General features: G+C 60.4%; 14 protein-coding genes and 3 pseudogenes. 4 read left to right on the top strand and 13 right to left on the bottom strand.

Going from position 1 to position 20,222, the window contains the following annotated elements; genetic code table 11:
* Positions 1-36 precede the first annotated feature (36 nt).
* Positions 37-339 (top strand): ubiquitination-like system serine protease family protein, encoded by a 303-nt coding sequence (locus tag AC0NIH_RS30565; protein WP_474025277.1) that lies wholly within the window; start codon positions 37-39, stop codon positions 337-339.
* An 11-nt stretch (positions 340-350) separates the two neighbouring features.
* On the opposite strand, the gene AC0NIH_RS30570 is transcribed toward AC0NIH_RS30565, so the two are convergent.
* The 5 genes and pseudogenes from AC0NIH_RS30570 to AC0NIH_RS30590 all read right to left on the bottom strand — a co-directional run bounded on the left by AC0NIH_RS30570 (position 351) and on the right by AC0NIH_RS30590 (position 5,867).
* The gene (locus AC0NIH_RS30570; RefSeq protein WP_473468928.1) at positions 351-2,573 is read right to left on the bottom strand and encodes a S8 family peptidase; all 2,223 of its coding nucleotides are present in this window, start codon (positions 2,571-2,573) and stop codon (positions 351-353) included.
* Positions 2,574-3,722 carry an AAA family ATPase gene (locus AC0NIH_RS30575; RefSeq protein ID WP_473468926.1) on the bottom strand — a complete coding sequence of 383 codons (1,149 nt, stop codon included), beginning with the start codon at positions 3,720-3,722 and terminating at the stop codon, positions 2,574-2,576.
* Positions 3,723-3,870: 148 nt separating this feature from the next.
* Positions 3,871-4,152, bottom strand: a pseudogene (locus tag AC0NIH_RS30580) (helix-turn-helix domain-containing protein); the annotation flags it as partial.
* Positions 4,153-4,221: 69 nt separating this feature from the next.
* Complete coding sequence (scpB, locus tag AC0NIH_RS30585; RefSeq protein WP_473468947.1) at positions 4,222-4,932, bottom strand: SMC-Scp complex subunit ScpB; 711 nt, start codon at positions 4,930-4,932, stop codon at positions 4,222-4,224.
* Between the two features lie 5 nt (positions 4,933-4,937).
* Positions 4,938-5,867: a DUF1403 family protein gene (locus tag AC0NIH_RS30590; protein ID WP_473468944.1), complete on the bottom strand. Its 930-nt coding sequence runs from the start codon at positions 5,865-5,867 to the stop codon at positions 4,938-4,940.
* Between the two features lie 164 nt (positions 5,868-6,031).
* Between AC0NIH_RS30590 and AC0NIH_RS30595 the strand changes: the two are divergent.
* A pseudogene (locus AC0NIH_RS30595) lies at positions 6,032-8,812 on the top strand (Tn3 family transposase); the annotation flags it as partial.
* A gap of 149 nt (positions 8,813-8,961) precedes the next feature.
* On the opposite strand, the pseudogene AC0NIH_RS30600 reads toward AC0NIH_RS30595, so the two are convergent.
* Together AC0NIH_RS30600 and AC0NIH_RS30605 are read right to left on the bottom strand one after the other, a co-directional pair.
* A pseudogene (locus tag AC0NIH_RS30600) lies at positions 8,962-9,598 on the bottom strand (IS21 family transposase); the annotation flags it as partial.
* A 173-nt stretch (positions 9,599-9,771) separates the two neighbouring features.
* The gene (locus AC0NIH_RS30605) at positions 9,772-11,115 is read right to left on the bottom strand and encodes an MATE family efflux transporter (protein WP_473468924.1); all 1,344 of its coding nucleotides are present in this window, start codon (positions 11,113-11,115) and stop codon (positions 9,772-9,774) included.
* A 268-nt stretch (positions 11,116-11,383) separates the two neighbouring features.
* Between AC0NIH_RS30605 and AC0NIH_RS30610 the strand changes: the two genes are divergently transcribed.
* The gene (locus AC0NIH_RS30610) at positions 11,384-11,860 is read left to right on the top strand and encodes a hypothetical protein (protein ID WP_473468922.1); all 477 of its coding nucleotides are present in this window, start codon (positions 11,384-11,386) and stop codon (positions 11,858-11,860) included.
* Complete coding sequence (locus AC0NIH_RS30615; RefSeq protein WP_474025278.1) at positions 11,830-12,021, top strand: hypothetical protein; 192 nt, start codon at positions 11,830-11,832, stop codon at positions 12,019-12,021. Before AC0NIH_RS30610 ends, AC0NIH_RS30615 begins: the two co-directional genes overlap by 31 nt.
* A 1,401-nt stretch (positions 12,022-13,422) precedes the next feature.
* On the opposite strand, the gene AC0NIH_RS30620 is transcribed toward AC0NIH_RS30615, so the two are convergent.
* From AC0NIH_RS30620 to AC0NIH_RS30645, 6 genes are all read right to left on the bottom strand, one after another.
* Complete coding sequence (locus AC0NIH_RS30620) at positions 13,423-14,835, bottom strand: Glu/Leu/Phe/Val family dehydrogenase (RefSeq protein WP_473468920.1); 1,413 nt, start codon at positions 14,833-14,835, stop codon at positions 13,423-13,425.
* A 113-nt stretch (positions 14,836-14,948) separates the two neighbouring features.
* The gene (locus AC0NIH_RS30625; protein ID WP_473468917.1) at positions 14,949-15,446 is read right to left on the bottom strand and encodes a UPF0262 family protein; all 498 of its coding nucleotides are present in this window, start codon (positions 15,444-15,446) and stop codon (positions 14,949-14,951) included.
* Positions 15,447-15,461: 15 nt separating this feature from the next.
* On the bottom strand, positions 15,462-16,643 hold the full coding sequence (locus tag AC0NIH_RS30630) for an acetyl-CoA C-acetyltransferase (RefSeq protein ID WP_473468915.1): 1,182 nt from the start codon (positions 16,641-16,643) through the stop codon (positions 15,462-15,464).
* Between the two features lie 62 nt (positions 16,644-16,705).
* Positions 16,706-17,335 carry a CoA transferase subunit B gene (locus tag AC0NIH_RS30635; RefSeq protein ID WP_473468913.1) on the bottom strand — a complete coding sequence of 210 codons (630 nt, stop codon included), beginning with the start codon at positions 17,333-17,335 and terminating at the stop codon, positions 16,706-16,708.
* A 13-nt stretch (positions 17,336-17,348) separates the two neighbouring features.
* Positions 17,349-18,047, bottom strand: coding sequence for a CoA transferase subunit A (locus tag AC0NIH_RS30640; RefSeq protein ID WP_473468911.1), 699 nt, complete (start codon positions 18,045-18,047; stop codon positions 17,349-17,351).
* A 708-nt stretch (positions 18,048-18,755) separates the two neighbouring features.
* Positions 18,756-19,868 carry an IS110 family RNA-guided transposase gene (locus AC0NIH_RS30645; RefSeq protein WP_473468908.1) on the bottom strand — a complete coding sequence of 371 codons (1,113 nt, stop codon included), beginning with the start codon at positions 19,866-19,868 and terminating at the stop codon, positions 18,756-18,758.
* Positions 19,869-20,222 lie beyond the last annotated feature (354 nt).

Consider the following 20,222-nt stretch of genomic DNA (forward strand, 5'->3'; position numbering starts at 1 on the left):
TGGTTGGGGGATGCAGCTCAGTATATGGCCGGCAGCATGCGCCACCTTTTTCGCCGGCCCTACCGGGCTATCGTGCGGGAGGGTAGCTTACCAAAGTTGATCGCCCCGCGAACGCTTTACATACTCAATGAAGATGGGGAAGCTTGGCAAGCCACCATGCGCTGCCCCTGTGGGTGCGGTTCAGTCCTGGATATGAACCTGTTAGCAGACGACAAGGTCGTTTGGAGGGCCTCTGTCGAAACCGACAAAACCGGCTCATTGCATCCGTCAGTTTGGAGGAAGATCGGGTGTCGATCTCATTTCTTCATCCGCAATGGCAGAATTCGCTGGTGTGAATGACGTGGTGTCCCTCAGGTTCGTACCGGAATTTCTACAACCGGCCTCAGTGGCTCCAACTGTGCTTGATACTTGCGGACAATCTGATCGTAGAGATCGGCAACCCGGTTGGCTTTCACGCTGATAACCAGCGCGTACCTCAATTCATCTTCCGGCGCGAAGTCGCGGCTCTCTAGCCGCGCATTATAGTGAATGTCGAACGCGGAATTCTTCAGGCTCTTGCCGAGGAAACCCACCGATGCATGCAATGTGTTTTCCCACTTCCATGCATCACGACGGAGCTGACCCTCGGTCAAACCTTTCTGGGCCTTTCCGAAGAAGCTTTGGGGATCGGCGTGAAGTTTTTCCTCGTCTTTTCGCTTGTCATCTCGCGGGCGAAACGCGATCTCGAGGCCGGCCCTTGTATAATTGCCCGAATGGTGGGGATCGGTCAGCGTCTTGTAGCAAACAGTAGCGGTAATCCGGACCTTGCCCGGAAGCTCGCCGTTGGGCAACGGGATAGCCGCGCGAACATAGTTCCTTGCGGAAATCGAGCCCTGATAGATTACGCGCACCGTGTCATCGTCACATAAAAGGATATCGTCGATTGACCGCGCAACGCGTCCGCGTCCAACTTCCTCGGCCGGATGCCCGGATTCTTCTGCGGTGTGAATTAAGAGTGCCCTAATTGCGAGCGTGTCGATGCTCGGTCCAATATGTGCCCTGACTCCGGCCGCTATGCGCAACAGGCTTGGGGCGGCAAACGATGTTCCGCCAGTCACTTCGAGAGATGGTCCGCCGTCATGATTGGCGACCAGGAAGGGCCGCTGAAGCGAACCACCAAAATCAACGAGATCGGGCTTGATGAGTCCCGGGCTACGTCCAGGCCCGACAGAGCTATAGGGTGCACGCGACCACGGCTTATCGGGACTGTCAGCCGCACCCACCGCCATCGCATTCACGCAGTCGGAGGGTACCTGTATTCGGTTGAAACCGAGTGCCGCGTCTCTTTCACCGTCATTTCCGACGGCGATGGTGGCAAGCGTACCGTTTCGCGAAAAGTGGTCGTCAAGCACTGCGGTCCAAGCATGAACGTCGTCGTCTTCGACTGGAAGCCTTGGACCTAGACTGAGATTGACGAAGTCATATTCCTGGGCCAGGAGCGCTTGGTCGATCCTATAGAGCACCTCGTAGAGACCTTCGGGATCCTGGTTCGGATCCGTGTCTAAGACACGAAAATGGTTGACGGAGGCGTACGGTGTTGGAAGGGGTTTACTCGGGTCGATGTGACCGAATAGAAAAGCCGACGTCACATGTACGCCGTGGCGGCGGAGATCATCATGGGAGGTGCCGACGCCCGTCGCATCAATAGGCGTGGCCCAAGCGGTCAAAGGATGGCCATTCGGGAGTCCACCGTCAAAAATTGCGACCTTCATATTTGGATCGACAACCGGCCCAGAGGGATACTCGATCCTCGGCGAGGGCGTTGCTGCTGCGCGTATGGTAGGCCGCAACACACGGAGCCTCGGCATCTCCCGAATGGCGCGCACCGCCGTAAAGGTTGCGATAGCGTTGGCAAGATCTGCTGGAGCAGAAAGCTCGACGAAGCATAGACCGCCCGCGTAGAAGCGCCTGCCCATAGCGTCTTTGATACCAAGTCCCGCTACGTAACGCCTGAACGATTCAAGCATCGACCTTTCACCGAGCAGCTCGTCGGTGTGGAGGACGACCTCAAAAATGAGATCGCCTTTTGAAGGCAGGTCGCCCTTTTTCTTTTCCTCTACGCTGGGTGCATCAATTTCCTCAATGCTGATGATGGCCTGCGTCGCCGGAGAGCCATCGTTCCATTGAGGTAGGCTAGCGCTCCAGTTTCGCAACGCTACGCGCGGTCCCATCACAAATATTTCGGTCGTGAGAGTTTCCTCTGAAGGGCGACCGCGGGATCTTTGTGCCGGTGTGATCGGCCGAGTTCTACTCCCGACGGCTTCGATCCCTACTCGGTCGAATAGTTCTCTTGGATAGAAGGATTTCGCAATGTATTCGGGATTGAGAACGACCGAAAGAACTGCCTTGTCATCAGGACAGGCCGCTGATGGGAGCAGGTCAATCTGCGACACCGCGTTCACAAGCATCGGCACTAGTCTCGCGCGCGCCTCAGGGAAGGAGTACGGATGCTGCTTGGGCGCTCCTCCCCTCACCCCGGTCACGGGCGCAATTAAACGCTCCCCTTTGCCCAATAGAAAATTTTGTTTGCCCAATCATCCCTCCCGTTGCTTGAGCGGCGTGCCCCGTTTTTGTGCGTGGCTGCGAACCGTATCTCGCGATATACCCGTGAGCTTCTGGGCGCTGCGCTGAGAAACACCGGCCTCGACCAGCATTGTTGCGAGGGAAATTCGGTTTGATTTCGTTTGCCCCTCGACCTGGATCAAGTTGTGAAACTGCAGGGCCAATCCTTCTCCTGAGACAGCGGCACCTCGCCGGGCGCGCGCGATGGATTGCTGGATGTCGCTGAAGGAGTGGCCTTCGAATGCAATTGCAAGGATCTTTGACCAGCGGTTGGCCTCTTCAGGATTGGTCTGAAGGAGTTGCGCGGCATATTCCTCGATTGCAGATCGGTCGGGCATGGGAAAATCGACTTTGGTCTCGAACCTACGCCAGACAGCCGGATCCAGCAGGTCCGGATGATTGGTCGCGGCGATCAACAGGCCGCGAGACGGCCAATCATCTATCTGCTGTAGTAGAACCGTTACAAGGCGTTTTAATTCACCTATCTCGCCGCGGTCATCTCGACGTTTCGCAATTGCGTCCAGTTCGTCGAGGAGTAGCACGCAATCTGACTGCTTGGCATAGTCGAGGACCTGCCGGAGATTGGCGCCGGTCCTCCCAAGATAGCTGCTCATGACCGCTGCTAGGTCAAGGATGATCAACGGCTTGCCCAACTCTTTGGCCAGCCACCGGGCTGCCAGTGTCTTCCCAACGCCTGGTGGACCGACAAACAATGCGGTCTTGGTTGGTTCAAGACCGGCGGCGTCGAGTGCTTCAATACGGCGGCGCTCAGCTACGAGCTGACTAAGAAGGGTCGCAACATTTGGGGCGAGGATGGGTTCATGATCGAGTTCGACAACGCTCTCGATTCTGAGGAGATGGAGACGGGAGTCCGAATCCACAGGCATCGGAATCTCAACCTGTCGGCGGAGTGGCATGTCCTTGGTGGGGGCCTCTCTGAGAAGGGACGTGAGCGAACTCGACAGCTCAGGCTTAACTCCTCGCGTCTTCCGGGCAATCCGTTGGACCAGCATTTGGATATCTTGTACGCGGCCAGCGAGCGCTAGCCGGGCAAGATTGACGAGATCGGAATCGAGATCCGCGTAGGTGGAAGCCATGAAAAGATATCCTTCGATGAGCATGCAATGTTGCCCAGTGTGGACGAAAACGCAATAATGATTTGTTAATTTCGTCCACCATGATTGTATCCTCTTGAAATGTTTCGGATATTCGTTGGACGAAAAAAGTGATCCGGACTCCTACCCTGCGCCCGCGTTTCATCGCGCCAATTCAAATGACTGCCCAACCCCAGTAAGGTCCGCGGCCGGTCATCTCACGCACCCCGAGTTCAGAAACGAGGTTAAGCGCTCCACGAGGGGTCACCTTCGCTGCGTCTGCAATCATCGCTGCGGAAACAATGGGGCGGGCGAGGACAAGCTCCAGAACATAGAGAAGGCTGCTCGATGACCGACGATTCCTCAGTCGACGTTCCATCTAATCCTTTGCCTGGCCGAGGCGATCGAGTTCCTTCATGCCGGCTTCCGTATTCCGCCGATGACTTTCGCGACAGCCAAGATCATCGTCCTGTGTCGGCTTTCTTCCCACTCCATTTCCGTCATTCAATGACTTATTGCCGCCGGCCTAGTCTTCGATTTCGGTTCCGAGGCCCTGTGCTTCGGCGCCGGAAAACTCTGGCATGATGTCGCCCGCCAATAGCTTCTCCTTCGACAATAGCCCGGCGTCCTCGAGTGCCTCGAAATCCGGCAGGTCGCGCAGCGTGTCGAGCCCGAACTCCAGCAAGAATTCTTTTGTCGTCACATAGGTGTAGGGCGCGCCCGGCGTTGGGCTGCGCGGACCGGAAGCGATCAGGCCGGCACCGCGCAGATGACCAATAAAATCGCGGCTGATCTCCTTGCCGAAGAAAGACGACAGTTCGGCGCGGGTGATCGGCTGGAAGTAGCCGATGCACATCAGCACCAGAACCTCAGACTGCGTAAGGTCGGCGGTCTTCCCACTTCCACCTACAGCAGCGCGGATGGCGTCTGCATAGGCAGGCCGGGTCAAATGTTTCCAGCCGCCGGCGACCGAAACCAGATCGTAAGGGCGGCCGCGCAGCTCCTCGCGGATGTCGTCGATGAGAAGATCAATGCTGCAGCTTTTCCCGACGATGCGGGCGAGCATTTCGCGGTCGACCGGCTCGCTAGCGGCGAAAATCGTTGCCTCGACCCGGTGCATCCATTCACGCCAACGCGCTTCCGGCGGCAGATGATCCAGTTCCCGGTCAAACAGCTGGTCAGCTGATCGACGGTCATCTGGCCGGCTCCCTCCTCGCCTACGTGCACTCTCCGCCATTGTTTTCACAGCCCGTAGATGCGGAAGGTGGCGCGGCCGGACAATTCACGCACGGCACCGAGCTCGACCAGTCGGTCGAACAGGCGGCGCAGGCCGCGATCGCTCATGCCGGCGATTTGTTCCGAGGCGACGATCGCGTCGTCAGAGAGCAGCTTTTCCACGACGACGTCCGCCGCCTTGGCCCTGAGTTTCGGCGCAACCGCAAGCAGCCGATCCGCGCGGCGCTCAAGTTCGGCGAAAAGATCAATGGCGCGCAGCGCAGCGCGCGCCTGCGCGGCAAGCAGGCTTTTGGCCCAATCGGCTTCCGTTTCAGCGCCGGCAGCCAGAGCGGCAGTCACTGGTCGACGCGCCCGGCCCGTACCCACAACCAAGGTCGCTTCGGCGCCCAACAAAGGGATTGCATGCGTCCAGCCTAGCCGCTGCGCGAGCAACACATCGGCAAGCCAGGCTCCGAGAACGCGCCGGAAGCCGTAACGCTCCGCGGCCGCGAAGGCCCCGACCAGCATTTCGACCGTGCCGGTGTTGGCGGCAAGCCGTCGCAGATCGTCCGCCAGATCGCTGACCGCCTTATCGTTGAGCGTAAGCCCTAGATCTTCCAACACCGCCGCGACATTTTTTTCCGTCAGCAGATCGTCCGCTGGCCGAGATGCCAGCCGCCGCCAAGCAAGAAGGAAAAGGCCGGCGGGGCCGACATTGTCGCCCGGTCTTGTGAGCAATACGGCATCGCGCAAGGCCGCTTCCTCCTCGACGCGACCCGCCTGCTTTGCCGTTGCCGCGGCCGCCGAAATTGCCAGCCGCTGCCGCCAGGCGCCGGCCCACCGCTCCTGCCGCCGAACCGTCGCATCGAGTGCGCCGATGGCGGCGCCGGCAACGAGCGCCACGTCCTTAACATTTTTTCCAGCAAGGCTTTGCGCATCGGGAACCGCCCGACGCAGCCAAGCAGGGGTCGGAACAAGAACCGTTCCCGCAGACACGCTAAGGTCGAACGAAGCGCGAACACGCGCATAGATCTGTAGATGAAGCCACTGGGCTGGTTGAAAGCCTCCGGCCGATGGCGAACCAATTCCCTTGGAATTTAGTGGGCCGAGGGAGAAGGCGAGTGGGTAGAAGACGGCTTGTCAGTTCCAAGGAAGCGGCGATACTTCTGGGCATAGCGACGGACGAGGATAGTCTGATCCGTCACTTTACACTGGACCCGGCAGATAGATTGGAATGCGAACTCCGCCGGCGACCGCAGAACAAGCTGGGCTTCGCCGTTCAACTCTGCACGATGCGACAAACGGGGCGGCTCTTGTGGGATAACGAGCAGCCACCCGCGGCTGTGATCGACTATCTTGCGGATCAGCTTGGTATCGGCGCGCGCCTCTACGCCTTCTATGCGCATCGAGTACAGACGCGCTTCGATCACAGCCGATCGTTGATGGCTTACCTCGGTCTCCGGACTGCATCTAGAGACGATCGCCGCGCCGCCCTTGTGGCTGCAATCGATGCGGCGACCAATGGCGATCACGGGTTGCCGATCGCGACAGCAGTCATTGCCGAGTTCCGGAAACGAAACGCACTCCTGCCCTCGCTGCATTCCATCGAGAAGATCGGCCTCGGCGGTCGCGCGATAGCTCGCCGACGGGCTGAGAAAGAACTCGTCGAAGGTATCCCGCCCGAATGGCTTACATTTTTGGACAGGCTGTTGGAGGTTGACCCGGCCCTCGGCCAGACGCGCTTTCATTGGCTGAGATCGGCGCCGGATGCGCCTGGTGCTTCGAACCTGATTGGGCTGACCGAACGGATCGCCTTCCTGCGCAAGCTAGAAATCGATCCGAAATTGCAGATGCGCATATCGTCTGGACGGTGGGATCAGATGATCCGTGAGGGCAACGCCACACCGGCATGGCTGGCCAACGACTTCAATGCCAGCCGTCGACACGCGCTGATCGTGGCGCAGCTTATCAAGCTCGGCCAGAAGCTCACGGACGATGCAGTGTCGATGTTCATCAAGCTGATAGGTCGGCTGTTCTCGCAAGCCAATAACCGCAAGAAGCAGCGGCACATGGACTGCAGGCCGGATACCGCCAAGGCGCTGCGCATGTTCCTCCAAACCATCACTGCTCTCCAATCCGCGAACGACTATGGCCGGAACGCATTGGAGGTTCTCGATCAGGAAGTCGGGTGGCACCGCCTGCTCCGAACGTCGGACACTTCCGGATCGCGTTCCCGTCACTCACCTAAGCCAGTCCGAAAGCTCATCTTCGGCCAGGACAAACCTGATCGTCGTCTCTATGAAATTGCGACGCTCGCGGCTTTGCGGGACCGGCTTAGATCTGCGGACATTTGGGTCGATGGCAGCCGATCCTTCCGGCCGATCGACGAGCATCTGATGCCGCGGTCAACATTCACGTCCATGAAGGAGGAGGACCGCCTTGGACTGGGCGTCCAAGGTGACGGCGCGCAGTGGCTTGCCGAAGCGCGTCACATGCTCGACTTCAACCTGAAGCGTCTGGCGCATAGAGCGCGGTCCGGAAAGCTCCAAGGTGTTCGTCTTGAAAATGGAACGTTGATCGTCACGCCGATCGCCGGTGAGGTGCCTGCCGCAGCCGAAGAATTGAATGCCGAGATCAGCGAGTTGTATCCGTTGGTCGAAGTTCCCGACCTGCTGAGGGAAGTGCATGAATGGACCGGCTTTGCGGATTTCTTCACGCATGTTCGCACCGGCGACGTCCCAAGAAATGTCTCGGCCATGCTGGCCGGCGTGCTGGCCGATGCGACCAACCTCGGTCCGAAGCGAATGGCGAGCGCGTCCAAGGGCATCAGCGCGCACCAGATCGGCTGGATGCGCACCTTCCACGCGCGGTCCGAGACCTATCGGGCGGCGCAAGCATGTATCACCGATGCACACACCCGACATCCGCATTCTCGACTGTGGGGCAACGGAACAACATCATCGTCCGATGGCCAATTCTTCCGCGCGAGCGACCGTGCCGCAAAGCGCGGTGACGTCAATCTGCACTATGGCAGCGAACCCGGATCGAAATTTTACAGCCATCTTTCCGATCAGTATGGCTACTTCAGCATTCTGCCCATCAGTCCGACCGAAAGCGAGGCCGCCTATGTGCTCGATGGGCTATTCGACCAGGACACAATCCTCGACATCCAAGAGCACTTCACGGACACCGGCGGCGCGAGCGATCACGTCTTTGGGCTATTCGCTCTGATCGGCAAACGCTTCGCACCGCGACTGCGCAATCTTAAAGATCGGAAATTTCACACATTCGAGAAAGGCGATGCATACCCGGCGCTGTCGAACCATATCGGGGCACCGATCAACACCACCCTGATTCTCGACCATTGGGACGATCTGCTCCATCTGGCGGCGTCGATCACGACGCGATCCGTGGTGCCGTCTACGATCCTGAAGAAGCTGTCCGCACCTCCGAAGGAAAGCCAACTCGCCAGAGCTCTACGCGAACTCGGTCGGATCGAGCGATCGCTCTTCATGATCGAATGGTACTCAAGTCCGATATTGCGCCGGCGCTGCCAAGCTGGCCTCAACAAGGGCGAAGCCGCGCATAAGCTGAAGCGCGCCGTCTTTTTCCACGAGCGTGGTGAAATCCGTGACCGATCATTCGAAAGCCAGGCGTTCCGCGCCTCCGGCCTCAACCTCGTCGTTAGCGCGATCGTGCATTGGAACACGGTCTATATCGAACGGGCCGTCACCCACTTGCGCAAAATGCATCGCGAGATCCCGGACCATCTGCTCAAGCACGTCTCGCCGCTGAGCTGGGAACACATCAATCTGACCGGCATCTACACCTGGGATGCAGAACATCAGATGCCTGAAGGCTTCCGGTCGCTCAGACTTCCGGCTCGGTTACGCCACGCCGCGCATGACGTTCACGCTCGGTTCGACCTTAGCGTGTCGCTGGGAACAGTTCTTGTTCCAACCCCATGTCGTTGAGAACGCTTGGATCAACAGGCTGCGGGGGCACATAACCGGGCTGGGAACAAAACTGCGATTACGTGCCCGGGCACGTAATCGCAGACCACGAACTTCGGCACGCCGCCCAGAAAGGTGAAGAGGTCTGTGTGCACGCCGATCCAGTCGGACAGGCTCTCGCTCGGGCACGCCTCGGCGTAAGTGTAAGGCGCCCATCGTTGCGACGAACAGCTTCATGGGGTGCGCTTCGCCGGTGACGGGATCGAAGATGTCGATGGTGTCGCCGGCGAAATCAACAAACACCTTCTCGCCGCCCAGGTGTGTCTGGCGCATCGTCGGGCGCGCGCGCTCTTTCCAGGCCTCGAAGGTTGTGCAAAACCAGGTATAGCCAAAGCCGTCGGGATTGGCGGCGCGATACTCCTCCCACAGGAGCACCCGCGTTACGCCGCGGCGGCGTAACTCCTTCTCCACATAGGCCCAATCGGGTACCGGCCGGCTGGGGCTTTGCGACGCCGCCTTCGGCGCCGGGAAGAGCAGCAGCTCGAGGCCTTCGTCATCCATCCCTTCAGGCAGCGGCCAGCTCAGCCCGGCAAGACGGGCGCGCCGCAGATAACCATGCACGACGCCATTGCTCACCCCGAGCGTGTGCGCGATGGCACGCTCGGTCAGGGCCTGGACATGCCTTAGACGTAAAACTTCTCTGATCCGGCGCATCGACAATCTCTGGGTTGGCATCAGGCTTCCTCGTTTTGAACGAGGCATCCTGTAGACTGACTGAGTTGTCGGCCGAAGCGTCCCGCACCTCCGAAAAGGTGCTCACGATCGTCTGAAATCGTTGCTCATGATCCCGTGAAATCCGTGCTCACGATGCGGTGAAATCCGTGCTCACGATCGCCTGAAATACGCAATCATCCCGCGAACGCAGAACGGACACGGCGCCGCATGACGGAAAGTAAGCTTATGCCACGCACAAGCAGAAAGATGTGAAGGGCAGCCCAGAGTCCGTGGTTGCCGAAGACCGGCTCCAGCGTGAGCAACGCGGCGATAAAGGCAGCGAAAGATATGAGCATCGTGTTGCGTATGTCGCGCGACCAGGTGGCGCCGATGAAGATGCCGTTCATCTGCATGGCTAGGGCGGCGCTCAGGCTCCCCAACGCCGCCCAGGGTAGATAGACAACCGCCTCCGCACGCACGTCCGCTGTCTTCGTTATGGCGCCCAGTAACTGTTCGCCGAATGTGAAGACTAAGATGCTGGGAAGGGCAGCAAGCGCGAACCCCCAGCCTGCGGTCAGCTTGACAGTGCGCAAGAACGCCCGCTGATCACGGGCTCCAATGGCCCGACCGGCGAGTTGCTGGGCCGCCGCCGCGAACCCCTCAAGCAAATAACACGCGGCCATGAGGAAATGCATCAGCACCGCGTTGGCGGCCAAGGTCAACGTGCCGAATTGGGCGCCCTGCCGCGCGAACAGGACGTATGCTCCCGTCAGCACGAAGGAACGGATCATCACGTCGCCGTTGAGGTGAAGCATTCGCCTCACTGCCACTATGTTGAACGTGTGCTGGCGCGACACTTTTTGCATCGCACGGAAGCGCCCCACGAGGATGGCGATGCCGGCCATCGTGGCGGCGGCCTCTCCACACACAGCTCCCCAGGCGACGCCTGCAACGCCCCACCCGAGATAAAGACCTAGGAAGATGGATGACGCGCTACTGACCCCGTTGAGGAGAAGCTGCAGGATAAATCCGAGGGCTGCATTGCCGCAACCCAGAAGGTATCCAAGAATCGCATAATTGATAAGAGAGGCAGGCGCCGAGATTAGGCGGATGCGGATATAGAGGTCCATCGCGGCGGTCACTGGTTGGTCCGCGTTCAAAACCCATTCGCCGATCAGGGCAATCAGCGGGGCGAGCAGGACCAATGCCAAGCCTGAACTCGCGGCGATGACAATTGCCCGCCATAGGACTGCCCTTGCTTCCAGATCGTCGCCCCTCCCGAAAGCTTGGGCGGCGAATCCGGTCGTACCGGAGAGCAGGAAACTAAAACTCGCTAAGACGACATCGAACACTACGGCCCCGGCAGCAAGACCGCCAATCAACCGGGCATCCCCGAATTGGCCGACCACGGTCGTGTCGACGAAGCCGATCAGCGGAGTAGTGAGACATGCGAGTGCCATGGGAACGGCGATCGCCAGGACCTGCCGGTTGGTGACCTGGAATGGCCTGGAGCCGAGGCGCGGCGCTTTCCCTTGCATGTCGACTCCTACTGGACCTGCTGCGCGGTCCTGTTTGCCACCGGGATGGCACACAGCCCCAGGGCAAGATTCGGAGCGCTGCGATGTCTTAGGGACCGAGTTTGACGGGTCTGAGACCCATTCCCTGTTATCTGGCCTATAAGTCAGACTCCGCGGCCTCGAAGAGATGGCCGCGCGAGGACTCGGACGATCGCACCACCGGCAGATGCCCCCTCGACGAGGTCTCTTGCAAGGCTCGTCGCGCTGAATCTAATATCGCCAAGGAGCTTTGTCCGTAAAAATACTGCATTTTATTTTAAGTTTTTATTTCAGGCTAAATGGTGCTCAGGATGTCGCACTGCAGTTAAATGGCCTTCATCCGGGATCTCGAGAACAGGGCGCGGGGGTGAAGGTCACCCGCGTCGGGCCGGACGAGATCTTCCATCGCTACCTGACACAAATGGGCCTTCCTGCCCACCAGCGGTGCAAGCGCGGCGATCGACGGCGGTCGTTTCAACCGGCGGTCGAAGCACTCTATCTGTCCCGTTCGACCCAGACGGCGTTGGAGGAATACAAGCAGGGCGCCAGCATCGTCCCGCCGGCAACGCTTGCCGCCTACAAGATCACGCTTGGCCAGATGGCTGACCTTTCGCAGGATTCGACCCGGGCATCTGGGACGGCGCCTGGCAGGAATGGGATTGTGCCTGGCGCCAGATCGCTCGCATCGACAGGAAGATCTCGCCACCGTGGAAGCTCGCGAACCTGATCATCACGGCCGGGCGTCGCGGCATCCTGTTTCCGTCGCTGCGTCACGTCGGCGGCGCCAATCTGGTGATCTTTCCAGCCAACCTATCGAAGGCGATCAGGTTGCAGTCCATGATCCCGATCACCGGCTACCGCACGACCAATCGTCGTGGTCCTGAGTGATCGACTGACTCTGTGGTCGCAAGGCGATAACGCCGCGCTTACGACGCCTGCTCCTCAACGACATCCTCTTCGCCCTCCCCGTTAGCGAACCCGGCTGGAATACCGCCGGCCAGCAGCTTCTCGGATCTGATTCGATCCGATAGCCAGTGGATGGGCTGAAACCTGATTTGGCGGCCGCGACAGGGACACTGTGCTTCTGGCGATTTTGCATATAGAGCCTCGATTGTTGATCCGTGATGTGTCTGCCGGACATTCATTCTTCCTTTGAGCGGGAAGAAGAAATGCGCCCGACACGTCGCGATCACCAGACGGCGTGAACCCCTATGTTGGGTTCGCGCCGTCGCCAGGAACGTCCCTCCAGTCGGGCTACGCCCTCCCTCCGTGAGGTCCCTGGCGACGTTCCCATCCAGATTGACGCTGTTCCGCAGGCTGATTGCCGCGCCGCAGTCGGGTCCTTCAGCGGCGCCAGCAAGCCTGGGGACGCGTTTTCTTCGGTCGAAATCATGACGATCAATCTCTGTGCAACAAGGAGCTAAGCCCATCGTCGCAAGTAGGATCCGATTATGAGTGGCGTGCACCGGGAATGCGAGCTTGGATTTCTTAACGCGACTTGTGCTCAGCCGGAAGTACTTGCTCTGAACAGTAGAGAAATTGGTGTGAAACAGCGGCCAGCTGTCTCCTGAGGCTCTTGCGCTGCGTCAGACCGGCTGAGTTGGTCCTTGCTCACGGGGCGGCGTCAGCGGGCTCATTGCAGCGGATTTTTGTCAAAGCACCGCATTCATGGCTCTGAGTGAAACAGCACATCCTTGCTTGGGTTCGACCCTTACGATGAGGGGGTTTTACAAAAGGATTAGAAATGCAGGTCGTCGCAGTTGAGTTGGTGGCGAAGCTCGCGACGCGATCGAGGCGATCAAAGACCACTTGTCTGAGCTGGATGAAATGAAGCTCGTGGAGCTCGATCGTCGCCTGCCAAGGAGCGCCGTCCCAAGGCACGAAGCGGTCATGGCCCCGCTGGTTTATAGAGAGCCGAAAGTCGCAAAGGCGGAACCGAGCCGGCCATCCATATTGGCGCGCGAACGGCCAAAGGCTCAACTCATGCGCGCTTCGCCCTGAGACAGCAGATCGCGAAGCCTCCGGGCCCGCGAACAACTCGTGAGGGTGCCTCGAGTGCGACGCCGGCCCTCCATTTCGGGCCAACGATCCGTGAACTTGCCGTGCGCTGGTCGTGCCGGCGCTCTTCTGACGTCTACGGATAGTGTCATTTTAGGCGCCCTGCCGATGGAGAGGAGGCACCGGCAGGGCGCGCCGCGCAGGTCGCAATCAATGGGAGGGACCGGACGGCAGCGGCGTCTGAATTTCCTTTCGTGAGTCGATGCAAACAGCTTCTGCCATTGCGGATGCTCAAATGCCGATTGCCTCGTAGGCAGCAGCAACCCTGCGAATGGCCGTGACATAGGCAGCCGTCCTGTAGTCGCCCAGCTCAGGCTGCGCCTCAAGCAGATCGGCTATGTTGGTCCAGGTGCCGCGCATGACGTCTTCGAGGCCCGAGCGAACCAGGTCGATCTCGGCGCCCCCCTCAAGGAACTCGTCACGCATATCGGCGGGGAAGTCCTTGCCGGTCATCCGCTCGAGCGCCACGGCGATGGTCTGGTTGCGCCGCTCGCGCCGGCGCCGCTCCATCAGCCCGAAGGGGATGTGCGTGAGGTTCTTCACCCATTCGAAGTAGCTGACGACGACGCCGCCAGCATTGACATAGAGATCGGGAAGAATGGTTATGCCGCGGGCGCGCAGCATCTTGTCGGCTTCAAAGCTGACGGGACCGTTGGCCGCCTCGACGATCAGGTGCGCCTTGATGCGCTCCGCGTTCCCCGCATGGATTGCGTTTTCCATCGCCGCCGGAATGAGGACGTCGCAGGGCTGTTCGATGCCGAACATGTCGCCGGCAAAGGAGCTCGCGCCTTCGAAGCCGAGAATGCTGCCGGTGCGCAGCTGATGCTGCTTGAGCGCCTCGATCGCAAGGCCATCACGGTTGGCGACATAACCGTCGCGCTCAGCCACGGCAATTACGCGTGCGCCGTCCTCTTCCGACAGGAACTTGGCGGCGTGATAGCCGACATTGCCGAGCCCCTGAACGATGACGGAGGCGCCTTTAAGAACGCGCCGGCGATCGAGGCCCGGCGTGCGGGCGTCGCGAAGATAGCTCTGGACGGCGAATTGAACCCCCCTGCCCGTTGCCTCGGTGCGTCCGGCAATGCCGCCCTTCGACAACGGCTTACCGGTTACGCAGGCGCGCGCGTTGACGACGTCGGTGGGATTGGCACGGCGGAATTCGTCCATCATCCACGCCATTTCCCGCTCGCCTGTGCCGATGTCGGGAGCCGGGACGTTGACGCCGGGGCCGATCAGGCTCCGCTTGTTGAGCTCCTGGGTGAAGCGTCGGGTGATACGCTCGAGCTCTTGCACGGTCCATTCGCGCGGATCGATCTTCAGTGCCCCCTTGGAGCCCCCGAATGGCACGTCGACGAGTGAGCACTTTAGCGTCATCAGGGCCGCAAGCGCTTCCACCTCTTCTGCGTCGGCACTGGACGCGTAGCGGATGCCGCCCTTGACCGGCTCGCTGTGTTCGCTGTGGACCGAGCGCCAGCCGATGAAGCTGTACATGCGTCCGCGCAGCCTGACACCGAAGCGGACCGTATAGGTCGAGTTACACTGGATGATCCGTTCCGCCAGTCCCTCCGGCAGATCGAGGAAGGACATGGCGTGACGAAAGTTCTGGTCGACGCTTTCAAGGAAACCCGCTGAATTGACCGGCATTTTGCCGATCTCGCTCGACCGTGTTGATGTAGCATACACTTTTTATTTGCTCCTGAAGGGGCGATGATGGGAACCGGTCGCGGTGGGCGCGAGCGTCGAGGAAGCAGAGTGGTTCAACTCACCATGCTCCGATGATCGGCGCTGCGTCTGAGCAGCGCGTAGATCAGCGTAAACAGCCGGCGCGCAGTGTCCTTGTCGATACTGACTTTGGTGGAGAGGCGCTCTCTCAAGAGTTCGGCGGCTTCGTCATGGAGGCCGCGCCGGCCCAGATCGATCGCTTCCAGCCGCTCGGGTCCCGGCCAGCGCATAGCCTGCTGATAGCTCAGGCACATGCGGGTGTAGTCCTTAAGCAGCCTCCTCAAAGGCGTGAGCGAGAGATAGTGGCTGACGATATGCGCGCCCGCTTCGTCCGTGACACGCAACGCCAGGCGCCCGTCTCTTGCGTCGATCTTGAGGCGATAGGGACCACCGTCGTGCCCGATCGGGACGAAGCTGTTGCTTTCCAAAAGCTCGGTAACCGCAAGAGCCTGCTCGCGCAAAATCTGCGCATCTGCGCCGCCCAAGGAACAGCCTAGCGAGACATCGTAGAGGCGGAATGCAGTTGCGGGCATGGCATCAGGCCCCCCTCACATTGCTTCCACGCACATGGCGACGCCCATGCCACCACCGATGCACAGGGTGGCCAGTCCCTTCTTGGCGCCACGACGACGCATCTCATACACCAGCGTGTTGAAGATGCGGGCACCCGAGGCGCCGATCGGATGGCCGATTGCGATGGCGCCGCCGTTGACGTTGACGAGCGAGGGATCCCAGCCCATGCCCTTGTTGACCGCGCAGGCCTGCGCGGCGAAAGCTTCGTTGGCTTCGACCAGGTCGAGGTCGCCGACCGACCAGCCGGCCTTTTCCAGCGCTTTGCGCGAGGCGGGGATCGGGCCAGTGCCCATGATCGCCGGATCGACGCCGGCGGTCGCCCAGGAAACGATGCGGGCCAGCGGGGTGATGCCGCGCCTCGCGGCTTCCGCCTCGCTCATCAGCAGGGCACCGGCCGCGCCATCATTGATGCCGGAGGCGTTGGCGGCGGTCACGGTGCCGTCCTTGTCGAAGGCCGGCTTCAGCTTGGTCATGGCGTCCAGCGTGGCGCCGTGGCGGATGTATTCGTCCTGATCGACAGTTGTGTCGCCCTTCTTGCCCTTGATGGTGAAGGCGACGATCTCGTCCTTGAACTTTCCGGCCTTCTGCGCCGCCTCGGCCTTGTTCTGCGAGGCCAGTGCGAACTGATCCTGATCGTCACGGGTGATCTGGAACTGACGCGCGACGTTCTCGGCGGTGTTGCCCATATGGTAGCCGTTGAAGGCATCCCACAGCCCGTCCTTGATCATGGTGTCGATCATCTTGTAGTCGCCCATCTTGACGCCGGCGCGCAGATGCTGGGCATGTGGCGAAAGCGACATCGATTCCTGGCCGCCGGCGAGGATCATCTTGGCATCGCCGGCGGCGATCTGCTGCATGCCGAGCGCGATGGCGCGCAGGCCCGAGCCGCAAACCTGGTTGAGGCCCCAGGCGGTGGTTTCCTTGGGCAGGCCGGCGTTGATCGATGCCTGGCGGGCGGGGTTCTGGCCTTGGGCGGCGGTCAGCACCTGACCGAGGATGACCTCGTCGATCTCGCCAGGCTCGACACCTGAACGCGACAGCAGTTCCTTGATGACGACGGCGCCAAGCTCGTGCGCCGGGGTGGTGGCGAAAGCGCCGTTGAAGGAACCGACAGGCGTGCGCGCCGCGCTGGCGACGACGATCGAGGTGTTGCTCATGACAGCTTTTCCATTGTGATTGGTTTCGACCTGGGGTTGGACTCAGCCCTATGATGGCCGAGTCAGTTGATGATCGTGGCCTCTGTTGCCGCCCGCAACTCGCTATCGGTCACCCCGTTGGCGAGCTCTACCAGCTTCAAACCGCCTTCGACGACGTCTAGGACACCAAGATTGGTGATGATCCGGTCGACGACGCCCTTGCCGGTCAGCGGCAGCGTGCAGGCCTTGAGCACCTTGGATTCGCCGGCCTTGTTGGTGTGGTCCATGACCGCGATGACCCGCTTAACACCGGCGACCAGGTCCATGGCGCCGCCCATGCCCTTGACCAGCTTGCCGGGGATCATCCAGTTGGCGAGATCGCCGTTCTCGGCGACTTCCATGGCCCCGAGGATCGCCATGGCGATCTTGCCGCCGCGGATCATCGCAAAGCTTTGCGCCGAATCGAAGAAGGCCGAGTGCGGCAAGGCCGTTACGGTCTGCTTGCCGGCATTGATAAGGTCGGCGTCGATCTCGGCTTCGGTCGGGAACGGACCGATGCCGAGCAGGCCGTTCTCCGACTGCAGCGTCACATGAACGCCATCGGGGATGTAATTGGCCACCAAGGTCGGAATGCCGATGCCAAGATTGACGTAGGTGCCATCTTCAAGTTCTCGCGCCGCCCGTGCGGCCATCTGGTTTCGATCCCAAGCCATCTCTTCCCTCCCCTTACGCTGCTGCGCGCGTCGTGCGTTGTTCAATGCGCTTTTCGTGTTGGCCCTGGATCAAGCGGTGCACGTAAATCCCAGGCAGGTGAATCTGATCGGGATCGAGACTGCCGACCGGCACGATCTCTTCGACTTCCGCGACACAAATCTTGCCGCAGGTTGCCGCCGGTGGATTGAAGTTGCGGGCCGTCTTGCGAAACACAAGGTTGCCCGTTGCGTCCGCTTTCCAGGCTTTGACAATCGCCAGATCCGCAACGATGCCTGTCTCGAGGACGTAAGTCTCGCCGTTGAACTTCTTATGCTCCTTGGCCTCGGCGACGACGGTGCCGACGCCAGTCTTCGTATAGAAACCTGCGATGCCCGCGCCACCGGCCCGCATGCGTTCGGCAAGCGTCCCCTGCGGATTGAATTCGAGTTCAAGCTCGCCGCTGAGATACTGCCGCATGAACTCGGCGTTCTCGCCTACGTAGGAAGAGATCATCTTTTTGATCTGCTTCGTCTTCAGCAGCACGCCAAGCCCGAAATCGTCGACGCCACAATTGTTTGAGGCAATCGTCAGGTGCTTGGTCCCAGCGTTGCGGATCGCACTGATCAACAGTTCCGGGATGCCGCAAAGGCCGAAGCCACCCACAGCGATCAACATTTCATCGAACAACAGATTTTCAAGTGCCGAACCTGGGTTCAAATAGATCTTGCTCATATTAGCCCCTTAATATGGCCAGACACGTTGATGAGAGGACATTGTCCAGTCGCATCAACTACGTAGGGCCGACAGTTGTGAGGCGCGGAGGTTCTCCCGAGCCACGGGGAGCACAATTTACTGAAGTAAGAGCTGACGCGAGCAATAAGTGTTATTCCTCCCGGCAAATATTTATGCCGTTCGATGAACCGAGCGCGACGAACGCACCACGGTCTGGCGTGTTGACATTGGCTCAGCTTGCGCGGCGTGGATGAACAAAATCTCTGTTGGCGCGGCACGGGCGGCACGGTATGAAGTAGTAGTTGCGGATTTTGACGATCGCTTCAGAGGCGGCTAGTCTTATGACCGTGGTCAAGCGTGGTAGATGAACTTTTCCGCCCCATGTCTTTGCCATAGGATGTTTGCCGTTGATGGACAGCATGGGGACGGGATGAGCCCTTGAGACGACGGTCGATCATGCTCTTATCCGCGGGTTGGCTACCGCACTTCCGTAATCCGTCTTGGGCTATCCTTGTCTAGAGTCGGGCGTTGGGCCGTTGCCCAGCCACATAGCTAGCGCGGGAATTCCCCACCGTGGCCACATCCCGTCTCCGTGCTGTCCCGGTTGTTCCGCCGGATTGAAGCCGGTCCATTAGCTTCAATCCGGCGGCGCCCGTGGGAGACGAGCGTTTGCTGGAAGCTCAATGTTCGCGGGAGCGCACCGCATCTTCAGCGCACCGGCTCAACCTGGTGGCCGATGGCCCACAGGAACGCCGCCATCTCGCGGGCGATCGCCGCCACGACGATCGGTCTCTTCTTGCCAGAGGCCGTCAGGCGCCGGTAGCGGGCGCACAGTCGGGTCTGCGCCTTCCAGGCAATCTCGCGAACCGCCTTGGGCAGGCCCTCGAGGCGGATGCGAATGGTTTCCGTCACCCGGGCCGGATAGCGGTAGCTCCAGGCGCCCTCCACCAGGACGCGGCGTGCGCGACGGTTGCCGGCAAGCGTCAGGCCGCCACGCTTCACCGTCTCGCCGGTTGACCGCTCCGACGGCACCAGACCGAGAAAGGCCATCAGCTGCCGCGGGTTGTCGAAACGGCGCACATCGCCGACTTCGCTGACAAAGGTGACGGCAACGATGAAGGAGACACCACGCAGCGCCTGATAGGCCGCCACTACCGGCGCCATCGACCAGCTCGGCACCAGCTCGGCGAGTTGGGCATCGAGCCGCTCCAGCCGGTTCTGCGCATCGGTGATCACATCGGCCTGATCCTGGAACACGATCTGCTGGGCCGGATGGTCGAACTTCTGCGCCGCCAGCCAGCGGGCATGCGCCGGGCTCCAATTCTTGCGTCCGCTAAGGACCCGGCCATGGCGCAGCAGGAACGACAGAAGCTGCTGGCGCTTCTTGCGCAGATCCTCGCTCGCCGAGCTCCGAACGCGCACTAGATCGCGCACCGCTTCATGCACTGCGTCGGGAACCCAGATCCCGGTCAGCTCCCCCGCCCTCAGCAGCCGTGCCAGGGTGACCGCATCGCGTCGGTTCGTCTTGACGCGTTCGCCCGGTCGCTTCGGGATCAGCGACGGCGCAACGACATCGCAGCGGTGGCCGAGCTCAACGAGCTGGCGGCAAAACCCGTAGCCGGTTGGGCCGGCCTCGTAGCAGAAATGCAGGCGCGGATATTTGCGCTCCAGCTTACGCACGAAGCGTTCCACCGCCGTCGGTGTCGCCTCGATCTCGCCGAAATAGCGGACCTCCCCCTCCCGGCCACCCTCCGCAATCGCAATCGCGTGCTTGGCTTTCGAAACGTCGACACCGACGTAAAAATCCTTATCTTCTGCCATGGCTCGTCCTTCCTTTGCTGGGGCTCGGCTCGGCATTCCCGAGCAACCCCGTTTGCTTACAGCTGCAAAGACTAAGGACGGGCCGCCGCTCGGACCACGGTCATAACGTCTAGTGACTTCCGACACGGACGCCGGTTCCCGCCCCGCCTCGCTCAAAACCAATGGTGCCGTCGGTCGGCCGGTCGCATTTGCGATTGCTCAACATCCGCTGCAAGTTGCTTGTTGCTTATTGTTCATCGCCCGATCGCGATCGCCTTCCAATGCCAGGGGAACAGCATTTCCAGCCCATCGATAAGCCAGATCTGTAGATCAACCCCGTTCAGTTTTGCCGTAGTGCCAACCAAGGATTGCGAA

It is taken from the genome of Mesorhizobium sp. WSM1386, assembly GCF_055901595.1.